The organism is Campylobacter sp. JMF_14 EL1 (assembly GCF_027737585.1).
Classification (GTDB): domain Bacteria; phylum Campylobacterota; class Campylobacteria; order Campylobacterales; family Campylobacteraceae; genus Campylobacter_B.
In genome coordinates this window covers 418,934-434,805 of record NZ_JAOVTW010000001.1, presented here as the reverse complement: position 1 = coordinate 434,805, position 15,872 = coordinate 418,934, and the positions used below count along the sequence as shown (strand labels likewise).

17 protein-coding genes are annotated in these 15,872 nt (G+C 40.6%); 2 read left to right on the top strand and 15 right to left on the bottom strand.

What is annotated here, in order from left to right; genetic code table 11:
- Positions 1–9: 9 nt before the first annotated feature.
- The 15 genes from OFN73_RS02200 to OFN73_RS02130 all read right to left on the bottom strand — a co-directional run bounded on the left by OFN73_RS02200 (position 10) and on the right by OFN73_RS02130 (position 13,853).
- On the bottom strand, positions 10–1,230 hold the full coding sequence (locus OFN73_RS02200; RefSeq protein WP_270862037.1) for a 2-hydroxyacyl-CoA dehydratase: 1,221 nt from the start codon (positions 1,228–1,230) through the stop codon (positions 10–12).
- 2 nt (positions 1,231–1,232) lie between these two features.
- Positions 1,233–4,172 carry an acyl-CoA dehydratase activase gene (locus tag OFN73_RS02195; protein WP_270862036.1) on the bottom strand — a complete coding sequence of 980 codons (2,940 nt, stop codon included), beginning with the start codon at positions 4,170–4,172 and terminating at the stop codon, positions 1,233–1,235.
- Between the two features lie 187 nt (positions 4,173–4,359).
- On the bottom strand, positions 4,360–4,716 hold the full coding sequence (rplS, locus tag OFN73_RS02190) for a 50S ribosomal protein L19 (protein ID WP_270858256.1): 357 nt from the start codon (positions 4,714–4,716) through the stop codon (positions 4,360–4,362).
- Between the two features lie 10 nt (positions 4,717–4,726).
- Positions 4,727–5,416, bottom strand: coding sequence for a tRNA (guanosine(37)-N1)-methyltransferase TrmD (gene trmD, locus OFN73_RS02185; protein ID WP_270862035.1), 690 nt, complete (start codon positions 5,414–5,416; stop codon positions 4,727–4,729).
- Positions 5,413–5,943, bottom strand: coding sequence for a ribosome maturation factor RimM (gene rimM, locus OFN73_RS02180; protein ID WP_270858254.1), 531 nt, complete (start codon positions 5,941–5,943; stop codon positions 5,413–5,415). Before rimM ends, trmD begins: the two co-directional genes overlap by 4 nt.
- The gene (locus tag OFN73_RS02175; protein ID WP_270858253.1) at positions 5,936–6,178 is read right to left on the bottom strand and encodes a KH domain-containing protein; all 243 of its coding nucleotides are present in this window, start codon (positions 6,176–6,178) and stop codon (positions 5,936–5,938) included. Before OFN73_RS02175 ends, rimM begins: the two co-directional genes overlap by 8 nt.
- Before the next feature lie 2 nt (positions 6,179–6,180).
- The gene (gene rpsP, locus OFN73_RS02170) at positions 6,181–6,411 is read right to left on the bottom strand and encodes a 30S ribosomal protein S16 (protein WP_270858252.1); all 231 of its coding nucleotides are present in this window, start codon (positions 6,409–6,411) and stop codon (positions 6,181–6,183) included.
- Between the two features lie 80 nt (positions 6,412–6,491).
- Positions 6,492–7,823 carry a signal recognition particle protein gene (ffh, locus tag OFN73_RS02165; protein WP_270862034.1) on the bottom strand — a complete coding sequence of 444 codons (1,332 nt, stop codon included), beginning with the start codon at positions 7,821–7,823 and terminating at the stop codon, positions 6,492–6,494.
- Positions 7,824–7,884: 61 nt separating this feature from the next.
- On the bottom strand, positions 7,885–8,640 hold the full coding sequence (locus tag OFN73_RS02160; protein WP_270862033.1) for an RluA family pseudouridine synthase: 756 nt from the start codon (positions 8,638–8,640) through the stop codon (positions 7,885–7,887).
- On the bottom strand, positions 8,621–9,781 hold the full coding sequence (waaA, locus tag OFN73_RS02155) for a lipid IV(A) 3-deoxy-D-manno-octulosonic acid transferase (RefSeq protein WP_442868097.1): 1,161 nt from the start codon (positions 9,779–9,781) through the stop codon (positions 8,621–8,623). Before waaA ends, OFN73_RS02160 begins: the two co-directional genes overlap by 20 nt.
- On the bottom strand, positions 9,781–10,488 hold the full coding sequence (locus OFN73_RS02150) for a zinc ribbon domain-containing protein (protein WP_270862031.1): 708 nt from the start codon (positions 10,486–10,488) through the stop codon (positions 9,781–9,783). Before OFN73_RS02150 ends, waaA begins: the two co-directional genes overlap by 1 nt.
- A gap of 10 nt (positions 10,489–10,498) precedes the next feature.
- The gene (locus tag OFN73_RS02145; protein ID WP_270862030.1) at positions 10,499–11,221 is read right to left on the bottom strand and encodes a Nif3-like dinuclear metal center hexameric protein; all 723 of its coding nucleotides are present in this window, start codon (positions 11,219–11,221) and stop codon (positions 10,499–10,501) included.
- A complete protein-coding gene (gene glyQ, locus OFN73_RS02140; protein ID WP_270862029.1) occupies positions 11,218–12,090 on the bottom strand; it encodes a glycine--tRNA ligase subunit alpha in 873 nt (290 codons plus the stop codon). Before glyQ ends, OFN73_RS02145 begins: the two co-directional genes overlap by 4 nt.
- 9 nt (positions 12,091–12,099) lie before the next feature.
- Positions 12,100–12,594 carry a 5-(carboxyamino)imidazole ribonucleotide mutase gene (gene purE / locus OFN73_RS02135; protein WP_270862028.1) on the bottom strand — a complete coding sequence of 165 codons (495 nt, stop codon included), beginning with the start codon at positions 12,592–12,594 and terminating at the stop codon, positions 12,100–12,102.
- Positions 12,591–13,853, bottom strand: a complete 1,263-nt coding sequence (locus tag OFN73_RS02130; protein WP_270862027.1) for a peptidase U32 family protein — start codon at positions 13,851–13,853, stop codon at positions 12,591–12,593. The genes purE and OFN73_RS02130 overlap by 4 nt, the downstream gene beginning before the upstream one ends.
- Before the next feature lie 72 nt (positions 13,854–13,925).
- On the opposite strand from OFN73_RS02130, the gene OFN73_RS02125 reads away from it, so the two are divergent.
- Together OFN73_RS02125 and OFN73_RS02120 are read left to right on the top strand one after the other, a co-directional pair.
- Positions 13,926–14,711 carry a histidinol-phosphatase gene (locus OFN73_RS02125; RefSeq protein WP_270862026.1) on the top strand — a complete coding sequence of 262 codons (786 nt, stop codon included), beginning with the start codon at positions 13,926–13,928 and terminating at the stop codon, positions 14,709–14,711.
- Positions 14,712–14,726: 15 nt separating this feature from the next.
- Entirely contained in the window at positions 14,727–15,782 is a 1,056-nt protein-coding gene (locus tag OFN73_RS02120) for a DUF3137 domain-containing protein (protein ID WP_270862025.1), read from the top strand.
- The last annotated feature ends 90 nt before the right edge of the window (positions 15,783–15,872 follow it).

The following is a 15,872-nucleotide window of genomic DNA, read 5'->3' as shown; positions in this document are numbered from 1 at the left end:
TTTTAAATTTTAAAATTCCCTATTTGCATTTGAAAGCATTAATTTTATGCGGTTTTCTTGATTTACCGCACTTGCGCCCGGGTCGTAGTCGATCGCGGCGATGTTGGCGTCTGGGTAGTTTTGCTTGATTTTGCGTATCATACCGCGCGCGATGATGTGATTTGGCAGACAGCCAAATGGCTGGGCGCAGACGACATTTTGCACGCCTTGCTTCATAAACTCGACCATTTCAGCTGTGAGTAGCCACCCTTCGCCCATTTTCACGCCGTGGCTGATGTATCCCTCAGCGGCTGCGCGCACCTCTTTAAATGGCGTTGGCGGACGAAATCCATGTTTTTTCATAGCGCGAATTAATTTTTTTTGGCAAAATTCTAAAATTTTTGCAACCCCAAGGCTACCCCAATACGCCGCACCACCTTTGCCATAGAGCTTTTTGTCATACACAGCATCATAAATGCAAGTCAGCACGAAATCCATTAGCCCGGTATTTACGGGTTCGGCGTTTTCTTTGATTAGATAGGCGTTTAGGCCGTTGTTGCCGATAGGAGAGTATTTCAGATAGATTTCGCCCACGATACCAACTTTGATTTTTGGCTCGCTAGAACGCTTTATTTTGGCGAAATTTTGCAAGATATGGCCAAAATTTTTATTTAGTTTGAAAAATGACTTTTGATTTGTCAAATTTGCGATAAATTCGACCATTTTTTCGTAAATTTCGTTTGTTTGATTAGGAATTTTTTCGTATGGTTTGCACTGATTGTATAAATTCATCATCAAATCGCCGTAAAAAATCGCCACAAACAGCTTGATTAGCGCCATTTTGCTTAACGCAAATCCATTTTCATCTAGCGAGCCAAAATTTAGCGAGATCACTGGCACATAGCCAAAACCGCTCTCGTTTAGGGCTTTGCGAAGCAAATTTATATAGTTGCTCGCCCTGCACCCGCCACCTGTTTGGCTTATGAGAAGTGCGACCTTGTGCGTGTCAAATTCGCCACTTTTTAGCGCGTCGATAAACTGCCCGATTACGAGCAGGGCAGGGTAGCACATATCGTTATGGACATTTCGCAAGCCCTCCTCGACGATGTTTGCGCGGTTGTCCCGTAAAAGCACGCTTTTATACCCCTCATCAGCCAAAACGCTTTTCATAAAGCGAAAATGCGGATCGATCATCGTAGGGATTAAAATCGTGTGAGTGCTTTTCATATTTTTTATAAATTTCGCAAACATCATTAGCCTTTTTGTATAAATTGAGCTTTTTCGCGCTCTAACATTGTCGCTTTTAGCGAGCGTAGGCGGATTTTAACAGCCCCTAGATTTGTAACTTCGTCGATTTTAAGCTGAGTGTAAATTTTGCCATTTGCGCGTAGCAGATCGCGCACTTCATCGCCTGTAATCGCGTCTATCCCGCACCCAAAGCTTACGAGTTGCACGAGTTGCATTTTAGGATATTTGCAGATAAATCTAGCCGCGCTATACAGCCTGGCGTGGTATGTCCATTGATTTAGCGATTTGGTTTGAACTTGCATTAGCGGCAGGCTATCCTCGCTTAGCACGATAAATCCGAGAGAATTTAAGTAGCGATCAATCCCGTGATTTACGCTTTTGTCGATATGATATGGTCTGCCAGCAAGCACGATTGCGCTCAAATTTTGCTCGCGGATTAAATTTAGCGTTTCTTCGCCTTTGATTAAAACCGTGTTTTTGTAGTTTTCTAGCTCTTTTTTGCCCTGAAATACGGCGTTTTTGATGACATCAAGCTTAAATTTAAACCCTAAATTTGCTAGCTCTTTTCGCATAGTTTTGGCAAAAAATTCAGGCGCATTTAGATCTAGGTGCGGGTATAAAAACGCCCGCTCATCCAGCGCGCTGACATTTGCTTTGATTAGCTCTGGGTAGTATGCCACCACAGGGCAGTTGTAGCAGTTTTCGCTGATATTTTCGTCTAGGTTGTAACTCATGCACGGATAAAATATAAAATCGACATTTTGCGCTAGCAGGTCGTAAATATGGCCATGCACGCTTTTGGCTGGGTAGCAGACTGTGTCGCTTGGTATGCTTTGATTGGCCAAAAACAGCGTCTCTTTGCGCGGTTTGCGAGATAGAGCGACGCTCATACCTAAATTTTCAAAAAACGCACTCCAAAACGGGATCATCTCATACATATTCAAAACAAGCGGAATTCCGACCTTTGGCGCGCCGTCTTTTGGGAGTTTTTTGTATTTTTTCAAAAGCTCGTTTTTAAACTCGAACAAATTCGTAATATTGTTTCTGATAGCCTTACCTGCGCCTCTTTCGCATTTGTTTCCAGTGATAAATTTCGAATTTTCAAAATGTGTGATTGTAAGCGGGCATTTGTTTGTGCAAAGCTTGCAGGTATCAAATTCGCTTTTGTGCGTAAAAAGTGCAAGTTTTTCGCTCGTGATTAAATTTGAGCTCTCTGACGCATTATCGCGCGCAAAAAGCGCAGCCCCATACGCACCCATAAGTTCGCTAATATCGAGCCTGATGACATTTTTGCCAAGCTCTTTTTCAAAGGCTCTTAGCACGGCATTGTTTAAAAATGTCCCGCCCTGAACCACGATATTTTGCCCTAAATCGTCGGAATTTCGCACGCGAATTACCTTGTAAATCGCGTTTTTAATCACGCTAATTGCAAGTCCTGCGCTGATATCTTCCACACTCGCGCCGTCTTTTTGGGCCTGTTTGACAGATGAGTTCATAAAGACCGTGCAACGACTGCCAAGCTTGGCTGGGTGCGAGGCGAAAAGCCCCATTTTGGCGAAATTTTTGATTTCATGGCCTAGCGAATTCGAAAATGTTTGCAAAAACGACCCACACCCTGAACTACACGCCTCATTTAGCACGATAGAATCGATATTGCCGTCTTTTATCGAAAAGCATTTGATATCTTGTCCGCCGATATCGATGATGAAATCGACCTTGGGGTTGAAGTGGCGCGCCGCGCTGTAATGCGCGATGGTCTCAACTATGCCGTAATCAAAGCCAAATGCGGTTTTGATTAGCTCCTCGCCATATCCTGTAACGCCTGAGCTTTTGATTTTTATGGCAGATCCGCAAAGAGCGTAAATTTCGCTTAGTTTTTCTTGCAAGATATTTATCGGATCACCCTTGTTTGATGAGTAAAATTTGTATAAAAGCTCGTAATTTTCGCCGATTAAAACGACCTTAATCGTCGTGCTGCCGCAATCCACGCCCAAATACGCATTCCCAGAGTATGAGGCGATGTCGGCTTTGGGGACGCTCGCTTTTTCGTGGCGAGCGATAAATTCGTCAAATTCAGCATGCGAGCCAAACAGAGGCTCTTCTGATTCTAAAAGCTCTTTGTTTGGGCTTTTTTGCAAAAGTTCTATGATTTTGTCTAAATTTAGCGCAGTGCCTGTTTTTTTGGCATAAATCGCTGAGCCATATGCCACGAAAAACGGCCCAATATCAGGGAAGGTGGCGTTTTCATCGTTTAAATTTAGCGCCTCTTTGAAGCGTTTTTGCAAACCTTTTAAGAAAAATAGCGGTCCGCCTAAAAACAAAATATTGCCCTTAACCTCGCGCCCTTGGGCAAGTCCGGCGATTGTCTGCTCGACTACGGCTGCGTAAATGCTCGCGCTTATGTCTTCTTTGCGCACGCCTTGATTTAAAAGAGGCTGAATATCGCTTTTGGCAAAAACCCCACACCGAGAGGCGATAGGGTAAATTTTGCTCGCGTTGAAGCTTAATCTGTCTAGTTCTGCGATATCTAAATTTAGCAAATTTGTCATTTGATCGATAAACGCGCCAGTTCCGCCTGCGCACGAGCCGTTCATACGCTCCTCGACCCCGCCTGTGAGAAAAATAATTTTCGCGTCCTCGCCACCTAGTTCGATGACGATATCGGTTTTAGGAAACATCTGCCTAACTCCTAGCGAAGTGGCATAAACCTCTTGGACAAAGGGAATTTCGCAGTTTTTGGCGATACCCATACCGGCTGAACCTGCAATGGAGAGGCTGAAATTTTCGTTTGGATATCTTTTTTGGATTTCTAAAATTTGCTGTAAAACTAGCTCTTTTGGTTTGGCTAAGTGTCTTTGGTAGGTTTTTTCTAAAATTTCATTATTTTCATTCAAAATTACTGTTTTTACGGTCGTGGAACCAACATCAATGCCTAGATATATCATAATTCATCACTCTTGAAAATTTTATTGAAATTTTACAAAATTTATTAAAAAAAATAAGCTATGTAAAATTTAAATTTCGTGATTTTATACATTGTTTTTAAACGAAAATAAAATAATGATAGATTTTATCTCATTAGCGAGATAAAATCCTATTTTGCGCAAATTCGCGCTGAATTTTGGGCTAAAATTATTTTCTAAGCTCTTTAATTTTAGCAGCTTTGCCTTGTCTGTTGCGTAGATAAAATAGTTTTGATCTGCGGACACGACCACGGCGTAATACTTCGATATTTTCGATACTTTCGCTATAAATTGGGAAAATTCTCTCTACGCCAACGCTGTTAGCACCGATTTTGCGGATGATAAATGTCTCGCTTACGCCTTCGCCGCGTCTAGCGATACATACGCCCTCGAAATTTTGAACACGGCTTTTGTCGCCTTCTTTGATTCTGATAGCGACTTTTAGTGTATCGCCAGCACGAAAATCAGGCACAACTTTGTTTGCAATTTGAGCATCTTCAAATGCTTGAATATACTTGTTTTTCATAAAATGTCCTTTATTTTTTGGCGATTTTTCGGTACATATCCACCCGAAAGTACCTAGTTTTCATTAGCGCCATTTGATTTTTTAAACTGTGCATTTTAGCGTGATTACCCTTTAAAAACTCTGAAATTATAGATAAATTTTTAAAAATATCAGGTTTTGTGAAAGAGGGCGCCTCTAAAAGCCCATCTTCAAAGCTTTCTTCATCAAGCGAGGCAGTATTTCCCAAAACACCGGCTAAATTTCGGCTTATAGCGTCGCTCATACACAGCGCGCCAAGCTCGCCACCAGTTAAGACAAAGTCCCCTATGCAAAAAACTTCGCTGACATATTCTTCGATTATGCGCTCGTCGATTCCTTCGTATCTGCCACAAATAAAGCAAATTTCACTCTGTCTGGCTAGGCGTTTTGCGTCGTTTTGGGTAAATTTTTTACCGACTGGGGTTAGGTAGATGATTTTTGCGTTTGGGGAAGTTTTTTTAAACTCATCAAGCGTCCTAGCTAGGGGCTCGGTGCCGATTAAAAGACCTGCGCCTCCGCCTATCATATAATCATCGACCTTTTTGTATTTGTTGGTGGTAAATTCTCTGGGATTTAAAAAATTTAGCTCGATAATGCCCTTATCAACGGCTCGTTTTAAAATCGAGTCGCCAAAATATGGTTGGATTAAATTTGGAAAAAGGCTTACGAAGGTAAATTTCATGAATTTTCTAAAATCGCCTTAGCGTTTTTGGTTAAAATTTTGCGCTCATCAAGCGAAATTTGAACTACAAAATTATCTAGGTATGGCACAAAAAATGTGCTAGCAAGCCCTAAATTTACAAGCTCGCTCGCTGTTTTTACCTCGAAAAGATACGCGCTGCCACTCTCCATTATATCGCTTACTTCGCCCAAAATTTCGCCATCTTCGCAAACGCTAAGCCCCAAAATATCAAAATAGAAAAATTCGCCTTTTTTTAGCGGACAATTTTTTCTGGTGTTTTCGATAGTTTGATAAAGGGTTTTATTTACTAAATTTTGGGCTAGTTCAATGCTCTCAAAACCTACGAATTTCACAGTGGAATTTGATTGTAAAAATGCAGAAATTTCCAAAACGGTGCCATCTTGTAAGTAAAATTTGGCACCTTTTTTAAATTGTTTTGGGAAATCGCTTTTATCGTGAAGTCGCAATGCGCCTTTTAGGCCGACTGTTTTGCCGAGCTTAGCGACTTCGAGCAGGTTTTCAGGCATCTTTGGCTTTAACCGTGATTTTGTAGTTACTCGGATCCTTGGCCTTATAGCCCATGATGACCGTTTTTATGGCGTTAATCATTTTGCCGTCTTTGCCGATAAGTTTGCCAGTATCGGCCTTATCAGCGTAGATGATAATCTCTGTGAAATTATCGCCAGATTTTAGCTCGGTAGAAATCGAGTCTGGGTGATCTACGATTAGCTTTGCGTATTCTTTTATAAAGTTTTCAACCATGATTATTTGCTTGTGATTTGAGCAACTCTATCGCTTAGTTTAGCGCCTACGCTTTTCCAGTAAGCTAGTCTTTCGCTATCTACTTTGACATTGTTTTCGTCTTTTAGAGGGTTATAATAACCGATAGTCTCGATAAAACCGCCGTCGCGTCTTTTTCTGCTATCTGTTACAACTATACGATAAAAAGGTTTTTTCTTTCTACCTAATCTTGTTAGTCTAACAACTGTTGCCATTTTTTCTCCTTGAAATTTTTAAAGTTTTAGAACTTGTAAATACCCAAAATTTGGGCATTTATAAGCTCTAAAACCGAGAATTATCTCGGTTTTTGCACAATCGAGGCTAGCCCTTGCATACCGCCTTTTGACGAGAATTTTTTAGCAAGTTTTGCCGCGTTTGTGAATTGTTTCAAAAATCTATTGACCTCGACTTGCGACAAACCTGCACCTTGGGCAAGTCTGCGTTTGCGAGAGTTGTTCAATAAATCTGGATTTTCGCGCTCTTTTGGCGTCATAGAATCAATCATTGCCTTGATATGTCTAATCTCTTTTGAATTTTCCAAGTCGATATCTTGGATTTTGTTTGCCATGCCAGAAAGTCCAGGAATCATGCCGATTAAATTTTTCATATTTCCTAGCTTTTTGACGCTTTCGAGCTGCGAAATAAAGTCGTTGAAATTAAATTCGCCTTTTTTGATTTTTTTGTTTAATTTTTTTGCCTCTTTTTCGTCGAAAACAGCCGCTGTTTTCTCAACCAATGTCGCTAAATCGCCCTCTCCCATGATACGGCTAGTGATACGATCTGGTATGAAACCCTCTAAATCAGCGACCTTTTCACCCGTTCCGATAAATCTAAGTGGAATTCCTAACTGATGTGCGATTCCAAGGGCGATTCCGCCTTTTGTATCGGCGTCAAATTTGCTCAAAATCACACCGCTGATTTCAAGCACTTCGTTAAATTTAGCCGCTGTTTTCACGCCGTCTTGACCGCTCATCGCATCAGCGACATAGAAAATTTCATGCGGGTTAATCTCTTTTTTGATATTTGAAATTTGCTCCATTAGCGCTTCGTCGATTGCGAGGCGTCCAGCAGTATCGACTAAAAGCACATCATATAATCCAGCTTTTGCCTTTGTAAGGGCCTCTTTTGCGACTTTGATAGGGTTTGTTTCGTTATCTATGGCAAATAAATCAATCTCGTTTGCTTCGCAAAGTTGTTTTAGTTGCTCGACGGCTGCTAGGCGTTGCAAGTCGCAAGCTGCGATTAGGACTTTCTTTTTTCTAAGTTTTAAGAAATTTGCAAGTTTTACAGTGGTGGTTGATTTACCGCTACCTTGAAGACCTGCCATAAGCACGATTGTAGGGTTCGTATCAGCAAAAACAAAGCCCTGATTGCTGCCTTTTGGCGCTGTTAAAATCATGGTTAGGTTGTTTTTGATTGAATCTAAAAATTGCTTTTGACCGATTCCGTTGATTTTGACATCGGCTTCTACTAATGCTATGAAATCTTTGGTTACTTTGTGATGAACATCTGCCTTCAAAAGTGCCTTTTTTAGGGTGTCAAGCGCATTTTTGAGCGCTTTTTCATCATCGATTGTTTTTAGCTTATTAACCGCATTTTTAAATGATTCACTGATTATCTCAAACACTATCGTTCCCTTATAAAATTATTAAACCTACGATATTACCAAAATTTAACTTAAATAGCTGTTAATATTGCATATTTTTTGGTATATCAAAGCCAAATTCGTTAAATTCGCCCTTTAATGGGGCAATAAATTTAAGCCCTAAAATTTCGGTTTGGTATGAGTGCAAAAACATACGCTTTGATTTGCTTTTGGCGTATTTTTCATCGCCGATTATGCCGTGAGCGAGGCTGGCTAAATGCACCCTGATTTGGTGCGTGCGACCAGTTTCGATTGTGATTTTGACAAAGGATTTTTTACCGCTTACCATGAGCGGAAAAACATTTGTAATCGCCTCTTTGCCGTTTGGCGAAATTTTCGAAATCGCGCCGGATTTGCCCTTGATTGTGAGGATTGGGTCGGTTATTTTGATCTCTTCGCTGACTATGCCATTTACGAGCGCGAGATATGTTTTTTTCACGCGCATGGCTTTAAATTCGTTTATCGCTTTTTGGCGAAATTCTTCGTTCTTAGCTAGCATTATTACGCCACTTGTCCCCTTATCAAGGCGATTTAAGAGAGTTGCGTGATAAATTTTTTCTAAATTTTCGCACTCCAAAAACGCAGGTTTATCCACGGCGATGATGTTTTCGTCCTCGTAAATCAGCTTTGGTTTTTCCATTTTTGCGACGCTAAAAATGGTTTTTTCGCTCATCATTTCGCGCGCGACGCTAAGTTTTTTGCCGTGCGCGCTCACAAGCCCAGCATCGATTAGCGCCTTGGCTTCGTTGTTTGAAATTTTTTCTTGGATTGCTAGAAGTTTATAGGCTTTTTCTTGCATTGATTTCGTCCTTTATGATTTTTATAATGCGTTCTAAATCGCAAATTTGCAAAATTTCGCTTTTTTGGGGCGGGTTTTTTAGCGCGTCACCAAGCTCGCTAGCTTCGCAAATTTTGATATTTTTTACTAGATTATACAGCGCGTTTTGGTTGTGAAAATACCTGCCGCTGATGATTTTAGCGCCAAAGTGTGCTGGCTCGATTGGGTTGTGTCCGCCGATATTTGGCACGAAACTGCCACCAAGGATTACAATATCGCTAATGGCGTAGAAATTTATCAGCTCGCCGATTGTATCAAGCAGTATAAAATCGCTTTTGAAATTTTTGTTTTCGCTAAATTTCTCAAAACTCAAATTTAGCTCATCTGCCCAAATTTTCGCGATTTTGGCGCAGTGTTCAAAACGAGCAGGGTGGCGTGGGGCAAGGATAAATTTGAAATTTTTGTTATTTTGCGCGAAATTTTTTAACCCGGCTAAAATCAGCTCTTCCTCGCCCTCGTGCGTGCTAGCAATCGTGATAGTGGTGCGGTTTTGAAATTTTGGCAAAATTTTGCTTGGAGAGCTAGAATTTGCGCTTTTGATATTTCCAGCTACGATTATGTTTTTTGCGCCAAGCCCCATTAGACGGGCTTTGTCGCGCTCGCTTTGGGCTAAGACCAAATCAATATTTTCAAAAATTTTATTGTAGTAAAATTTAAATCGCAGATAGTTTTTGTAGCTTTTATCTGAAATTCTGGCGTTTAAAAGTACGACAAAAGAGCCGTTTTTTTTCGCGCTTCGCACCAAATTTAGCCACAGCTCCGCCTCGAAAATCACGGTAATCTTGGCCTTTTCTAACCAAAATGGAAGCAGGTTTTCAAATGGCAAAAAGCGCGAGTTTTGCGTGATTTGCTTCGCTGCTGCAAAGCCCGTGTCTGTGGTCGTGGTAAGGGCTAGGCTATCGAAATTTGAGATTAGATTTTTAAGCGCATTTACCTCGCCAAGACTGCAAGCGTGAAAATGCACATCGCAGGGGTTGAATTTCGGATTTTTAAATAGCAAAAACCTAGCAGGAAGGCTTTTGTGATATTTTTTTTTGAGGGCTAGCACCGCCAAAAACGGCAGTGCAAGTAGCCAGATAAGAAAAGAAAAAAGTGTATAAATCACTCTGCTTCTTTGTATAAAATTCTGCCACAATACGGGCAGGTTACGATATCGTCGCTTTTGATAACTGCGCTATAAACTCTGTCGTTTAATCTCATGAAACAGCCATAGCAGGCTTGTTTGCGCACTGGAACGACAGCTGTGTTACTAGCCCATTTGCGGATTTTTTCATAGAAAGATACGGTTTTTGGATCCATTGATTTGATTAGTTTTTCGCGAACTGAATAAATTTTTGATCTGCTTTCCTCGACCTCGCCCATTTGGGTGCTAACCTCTGCTTTGATCTCTTCAAGCTCTGTCTCAAATGCGCTTTTTTGCGTCTCTAAATCAGCGATTAGGGCTTTTTTGGTTTCGACATGTTTTTCTAATCTATCAATTTGCTCGTTTGCAGCACTTAACTGCTCTTTTGTGATATCGACCTCGACGCTAAGGGCTTTGATCTCTTTTTCTGTTTTTAGCGAGGCTGATTTTTTCGCGCTACTTTTTGATTTAGCGTTTAGCTCTGCAATTTGAGCGTTTGTGAGTGAAATTTGCTCACTTAGCTCCTCGATTTCAGTGTTTAGCACATCGATTTCGTTTTTGGCTTTGTCGATTTGATTAACTTTCGAATTTAGTCTTGCTTGGGCTGCTTCGATTTTTGGCTTGAAGCTGTCTAGTTCTTTGTCGTGTTCGCACAGCTCGACTAACTGATTTAGATATTTGTTCATGATTTTCCTTTTAGTAATATTTAAATGGATTTTTTTGTTCGTTTATTATAACTTTTATTTTATCTTTTGGCAAGTGTAAAGCCAGACAAGCCCCAAAGTAGCGCTCACTTTCAAAGTGATTGATATCTATCAAACAGACCTTGTTTTCTAAATTTTGTATCGCACTATGATATTTGATATCACCTGTGATGAAACAATCCACGCCCAAATTTTCATTTAGTTCGCTTCCACTTCCTGTGCAAAGCGCGATCGTTTTGATATGCGCTTTGGCATTTACAGCTCTGATTATAGGCATGTTAAATTTGGCTTTTATGTCGCTTACAAGCTCGTAAAAGCTCATATCCACGCGCATGAATTCCAAAAATTCTCTGCTTTCATAAATTTCATAGCCCAAAATTTCGCGCGCGACATATTTATTTAGCAGATGTTTGTCGAAATTCGTGTGCATGGCAATGACGCTGATGTTTTTTTGGATTAGTTGATAAATCAAATTTGAGGGATAAATTAGCGGATTTAGCGATTTTAATCCTTTAAAAATCAGCGGGTGATGAACGATGAGTAGTGAATTAGTGCTGGCTTTTTCTACTAGTTCGCTAGTAACATCAAGGCTTAGATAAACTTCGCCTATCTCGCTTCCTATCTCGCCTAGTAAAATTCCGCTATTATCCCAGCTCTCGCTATCCTCGAAAGGCGCGAGAGTATTTAGAATTTCATAAATTTCGCCTAGTTTCACGAATTTTCCTTAGCCAAATTTTGCAAGTATTTTTCTGGATCTGCGTAGCATAGAGCGCAGTTTTTCGCCATATCACGGATTTTTAGGATATAGTCTTGTCTTTGGGTTACGCTGATTGCGCCTCTGGCGTCAAGGACATTGAAGGTATGCGCTGCTAGCATGCAGTAATCATACGCTGGTAGAGCCAGTCCCTGCGCTAGGATAGATTTGCACTCGGCTGAGGCGTTTTCAAACTGCGCAAAAAGCCGTCCTGCGTCTGCGACTTCGAAATTGTATTTTGAAAACTCAAATTCGCCTCTTTTATGCACATCGCCATAAGTTACATTTTCGTCCCATGCTATGTCATAGACATTGTCCTTGTTTTGTAGATACATGGCAAGTCTTTCGAGCCCGTAAGTGATCTCGCCACTGATTAGCTCACAAGGGATTCCGCCTACTTGTTGGAAATATGTGAATTGCGTAACTTCCATGCCATCTAGCCAAACCTCCCAGCCTAGCCCCCAAGCACCAAGTGTCGGGCTCTCCCAGTTATCCTCGATGAAGCGAATATCGTGTTCTTTGAGATTTAGTCCCAAACGCTCCAAGCTTTTTAGATACAGCTCTTGGATATTATCTGGGCTTGGTTTTAAAATCACTTGAAACTGATAATATGCGCCAAGGCGGTTTGGGTTTTCGCCATATCTGCCGTCAGTTGGGCGGCGGCTTGGTGCTACATAGGCTACATTCCACGGCTTATTTCCGATAGCGCGCAAAAATGTAGCTTGGTGGTATGTGCCAGCTCCACTTGGCATGTCATAAGGCTGGACAAGTAAGCAGCCTTGCTCGTGCCAGTAGTTTTGAAGTGTTAAAATGATTTGTGAAAATGTCATAGCTTTCCTTTATAAAATTATTTCGATATTTTGTGAATCTTTTTGCAATGCTTCTGCTTGTTGCGCTCTGTTTGCAAGCAGTTTTGCAGCCAAGCTTTCATCGCTTAGGGCTAGGATTTGCACGGCTAAAAACGCTGCGTTTTTGGCTCCTGCCTTGCCGATAGCTAGGGTTGCTACTGGGATTCCCCCTGGCATTTGCACTGTGGCATACAGAGCGTCCATGCCCCCTAGCGCGCTTCCACCAAGAGGAATTCCAAGCACAGGTTTTGTCGTGTTTGCTGCCACAGCTCCTGCTAAATGAGCTGCCATACCAGCAGCACAGATAAAGACCTGCGCGCCCTTTTTCTCGGCGTTTGCGACATACTCGGCGGTGCGTTTTGGTGAGCGGTGAGCGGAGCTAATTATCATTTCATAAGCCACGCCAAATTCTTTTAGGATTTTCGCGCATTCATTTACGATTTCGTAATCGCTTTTTGAACCCATTATTATCGATACAAATTTCACTTTATTTCCTTTCTTAAAAAGCTAAATTCTGGCAAATTTGCAGGAAGTTTTATTTCGTTTAAATTCCCGCTGTGAATTTCGCTAAATTCTTTATTATTTCTGGCAATCAAACGGCTAAATTTGATAAATTTTTTGCCCCCAGTTTCAAAAATTTCGCCAAATTCGTTTTGACACGCTGAAATTTGCGCTCCGTGTGGCGCGAAAATTTCATAAATTTCGCCTAGCGCGATTTTATCTTTGACGCTGATAAACTCGCCGTCATTTGAAATGGCGCAGACTTGGTGCGTGCCTTCCTCGATACTTGTGTTTAAATTTTGCGTATCGTCGCGCTCGTAAGGGCGTTTGATAAGGTATCCGTCGCTAAAACCGCGATTTTTCAGCGTCGCTAGCTCGCTTTCATAAATTTCAGGCTCAAATTTACCGTTGGCTGCGTCATCAATCGCGCGTCTGTAAGCGTTCGTGGCGCATGCGACATAATATTCGCTTTTGGTGCGACCCTCGATTTTGAAGCTATCAATCGCGCCTGTTTGGAGGATTTTTTCGGCGTGGCTAGCTAGTTTGAGATCTTTGGCGTTCATTATGTAAGTGCCCTCGTTTTCGCACTCTTGTAGGCGAAATAGGGCGTTACCTTCGCTATTTTTAGCGTAAATTTCGTATTTGAAACGGCAATCGTTCGCGCAACTGCCTCTGTTGCTAAATCGCCCGCTTTGAACCGCGCTGATTAGGCAACGCCCGCTGTAAGCAAAGCACATCGAGCCATGCACGAAAATTTCGATTTCTAAATTTGGCAAATGCTCTTTGATTAGCACGGCGTCTTTTAGCGTCATTTCGCGCGCTGCTACTATGCGCGTAGCCCCTAACTCGCTCCAAACCTGCGCGTCAAGCCAGTTTAGGACATTCGCTTGGGTCGAGATATGTAGCGGAATATCTGGGGCGAATTTTTTTGCCAAACGCGCTACGCCAAGGGTCGCGACCAAAATCCCATCTACGCGCAAATCTTGCAAGTATTCAAGGTGGCGCGAGAGAGTGTCGATTTGGACATTTGTGGGAAATCCATTTACCGTGGCGTAGATTTTTTTGCCCATTTTATGGGTAAATTCTACGCCCTCTTCAAAGCTAGTTTTATCAAATTCCTTTGCGCTTCTTTGGCGAAGCGAAAACGCCCCGGTGCTCGCATATACAGCGTCTGCGCCGTAGGATAGGGCGATTTTTAGTTTAGTTAAATTTCCTGCTGGACTTAGAAGTTCTGGTTTTTTCAAAAATAATCCTATAAAATTTTTTAAAGCGTGATTTTACTACAATTTAGCAAAAAAATATTTTAAGGAAGCAAAATGAAGGTCGATTTACACAACCACACAACCCTTTGCAACCACGCTAGCGGAAGCGTTTGCGAGTATGTGCAAAGAGCGTGCGAGCTGGGGTTTGATATCTATGGATTTGCTGATCATGCGCCGATGAATTTCGATGAAAAGTATCGTATGAGCTTTTCGCAGATGAGCGAATATGAGCGTATGATAAATGAAGCAAGATCGAAATTTGGGGATAAAATCGAAATTTTAACTGGTTATGAAGTGGATTTTATGCGAAATCGCGCGCTTATTGATGAGCGTGTTTTGAGACGAAAATGCGATTACTTAATCGGTTCGGTGCATTTTTTGGATAATTGGGGCTTTGATAATGAGGAATTTATCGCGCAGTGGAGCGAGCGCGATATAGATGATATTTACGCTGAGTATTTCGCGCTGATTTGTGCGCTGTGTGATAGCGGTAAATTTGACATTTTGGGGCATTTTGATTTGATTAAAATTTTTAAATTTACCCCTAAAAAGGATATCAGAATACTAGCGCGCGAAGCTGTGAGGGCTGTGAAAAAAAGCGGTATCACGCTAGAATTAAACGCCGCTGGACTTCGCAAAATGGTAGGCGAGATTTACCCAAGCGACGCGCTTTTGGCTGAGTTTGCGAGCGCGGGTGTGGATATTAGCTTTGGGTGCGATGCGCACGCTGTGGCACAAGTGGGCTTTGGATACGATGAGCTGACGCGCAAGGCTAGGGCGTTTGGCTGGGATAGAGTGGCCCTGTATCGCGGGAGAGATAAAGAGCTAGTGAAATTTTAAATTTAAGGCAAGAATTTGGATATTTACGAACTAGAAAATTTAAGAAAAAATACTTTAAAGGAAATTGATGATTTAAAGCCTTTTGTTATTTTGGGGACTTTTGTAATCCCGAGTTTGGTTTTGATAATTTTTCATTATTCTGGTTATGATGTAAAAAGTGCAAGTATTCCCATTGCTTTTATTTTATGTTTGCCTATGATTTTTTATATTGCGGATATTTTTGAGCTTGATAAAACGCCACAAATAAAATATATGTTGTTTGCCAGAATTACACCTATGATATTTTTTACAATAGCAACAAATTTGGCAGAAAAATATCCAAAATTTTTCTATATTGTAGTTATAATTTTTACTATTTTTTCAATGAATTTAATTTATAAAATGTGTATGAAAAGCATAAAAAAATCAAAACAGAAAAAGTATCAAAAAGAATTTAAAATTCAATCTTTGAAGCCTTATTTGGCAGAGTTTGGTTATGATTATAATGAAAATGATTTAATAGAAAATATGTATTTAAGACATAGTAAAATTTTTAGAGAAAGTGTTCATTATATAGAAAGTGGTAATGATAAAATTTGTGGAAAAGTCGATGGAATAAAATTTGCTTTTGTAGATATAGCACTTATTGATACTATAAAAGGATATGATATTTACGGCGTATTTTTTCATGCTAGTTTTAACAAAAAGGCAAATTCAAATTTATTTGTAATTTCAAACGACGCTACAAATGACAACGCCAAACAATTTAAAAAAATCACAATGGATAATAGTGAATTTAATGCTAAATTTAGCGTATATTCTAACGATATGCAAAATGCAATGTATATTTTAAGTCCTGCGTTTATGAAGCGACTTTTGGATTTAAAAAGACGGCTAAATTTCCCAATCAGCGTTAGTTTTGTGGGAGATAAAATTTACATTTTTTTAGATACTGGCAAGGATAATTTTGAGCCAGACATTGATAAAAGCGTTTTACACGCAAATCCAGCTTTTACCATAAAAAGAGAACTTTCGCACTTTTTATCAATAGTAAAAACGCTAAATTTAAACACAAAAATTTGGAAAGTGTGAAATTTGGCTAAATTTAGTGTGGAATTTCGTAAAATTTTGCCATTTTGGTGGTTGTGAATTTAAAATTTGTAGATTGCCACGCTCGTTTCA

Coding starts and splice junctions, on each gene's coding strand:
- OFN73_RS02200 (WP_270862037.1), bottom strand. CDS start 1,230: ATGTTTGCGAAATTTATAAAAAATATGAAAAGCACTCACACGATTTTA.
- rimM (WP_270858254.1), bottom strand. CDS start 5,943: ATGCCTGAAAACCTGCTCGAAGTCGCTAAGCTCGGCAAAACAGTCGGC.
- glyQ (WP_270862029.1), bottom strand. CDS start 12,090: ATGACATTTTCACAAATCATTTTAACACTTCAAAACTACTGGCACGAG.
- OFN73_RS02160 (WP_270862033.1), bottom strand. CDS start 8,640: ATGCAAGAAAAAGCCTATAAACTTCTAGCAATCCAAGAAAAAATTTCA.
- OFN73_RS02195 (WP_270862036.1), bottom strand. CDS start 4,172: ATGATATATCTAGGCATTGATGTTGGTTCCACGACCGTAAAAACAGTA.
- trmD (WP_270862035.1), bottom strand. CDS start 5,416: ATGAAATTTACCTTCGTAAGCCTTTTTCCAAATTTAATCCAACCATAT.
- OFN73_RS02175 (WP_270858253.1), bottom strand. CDS start 6,178: ATGGTTGAAAACTTTATAAAAGAATACGCAAAGCTAATCGTAGATCAC.
- rpsP (WP_270858252.1), bottom strand. CDS start 6,411: ATGGCAACAGTTGTTAGACTAACAAGATTAGGTAGAAAGAAAAAACCT.
- OFN73_RS02125 (WP_270862026.1), top strand. CDS start 13,926: ATGAAGGTCGATTTACACAACCACACAACCCTTTGCAACCACGCTAGC.
- rplS (WP_270858256.1), bottom strand. CDS start 4,716: ATGAAAAACAAGTATATTCAAGCATTTGAAGATGCTCAAATTGCAAAC.
- OFN73_RS02150 (WP_270862031.1), bottom strand. CDS start 10,488: ATGAACAAATATCTAAATCAGTTAGTCGAGCTGTGCGAACACGACAAA.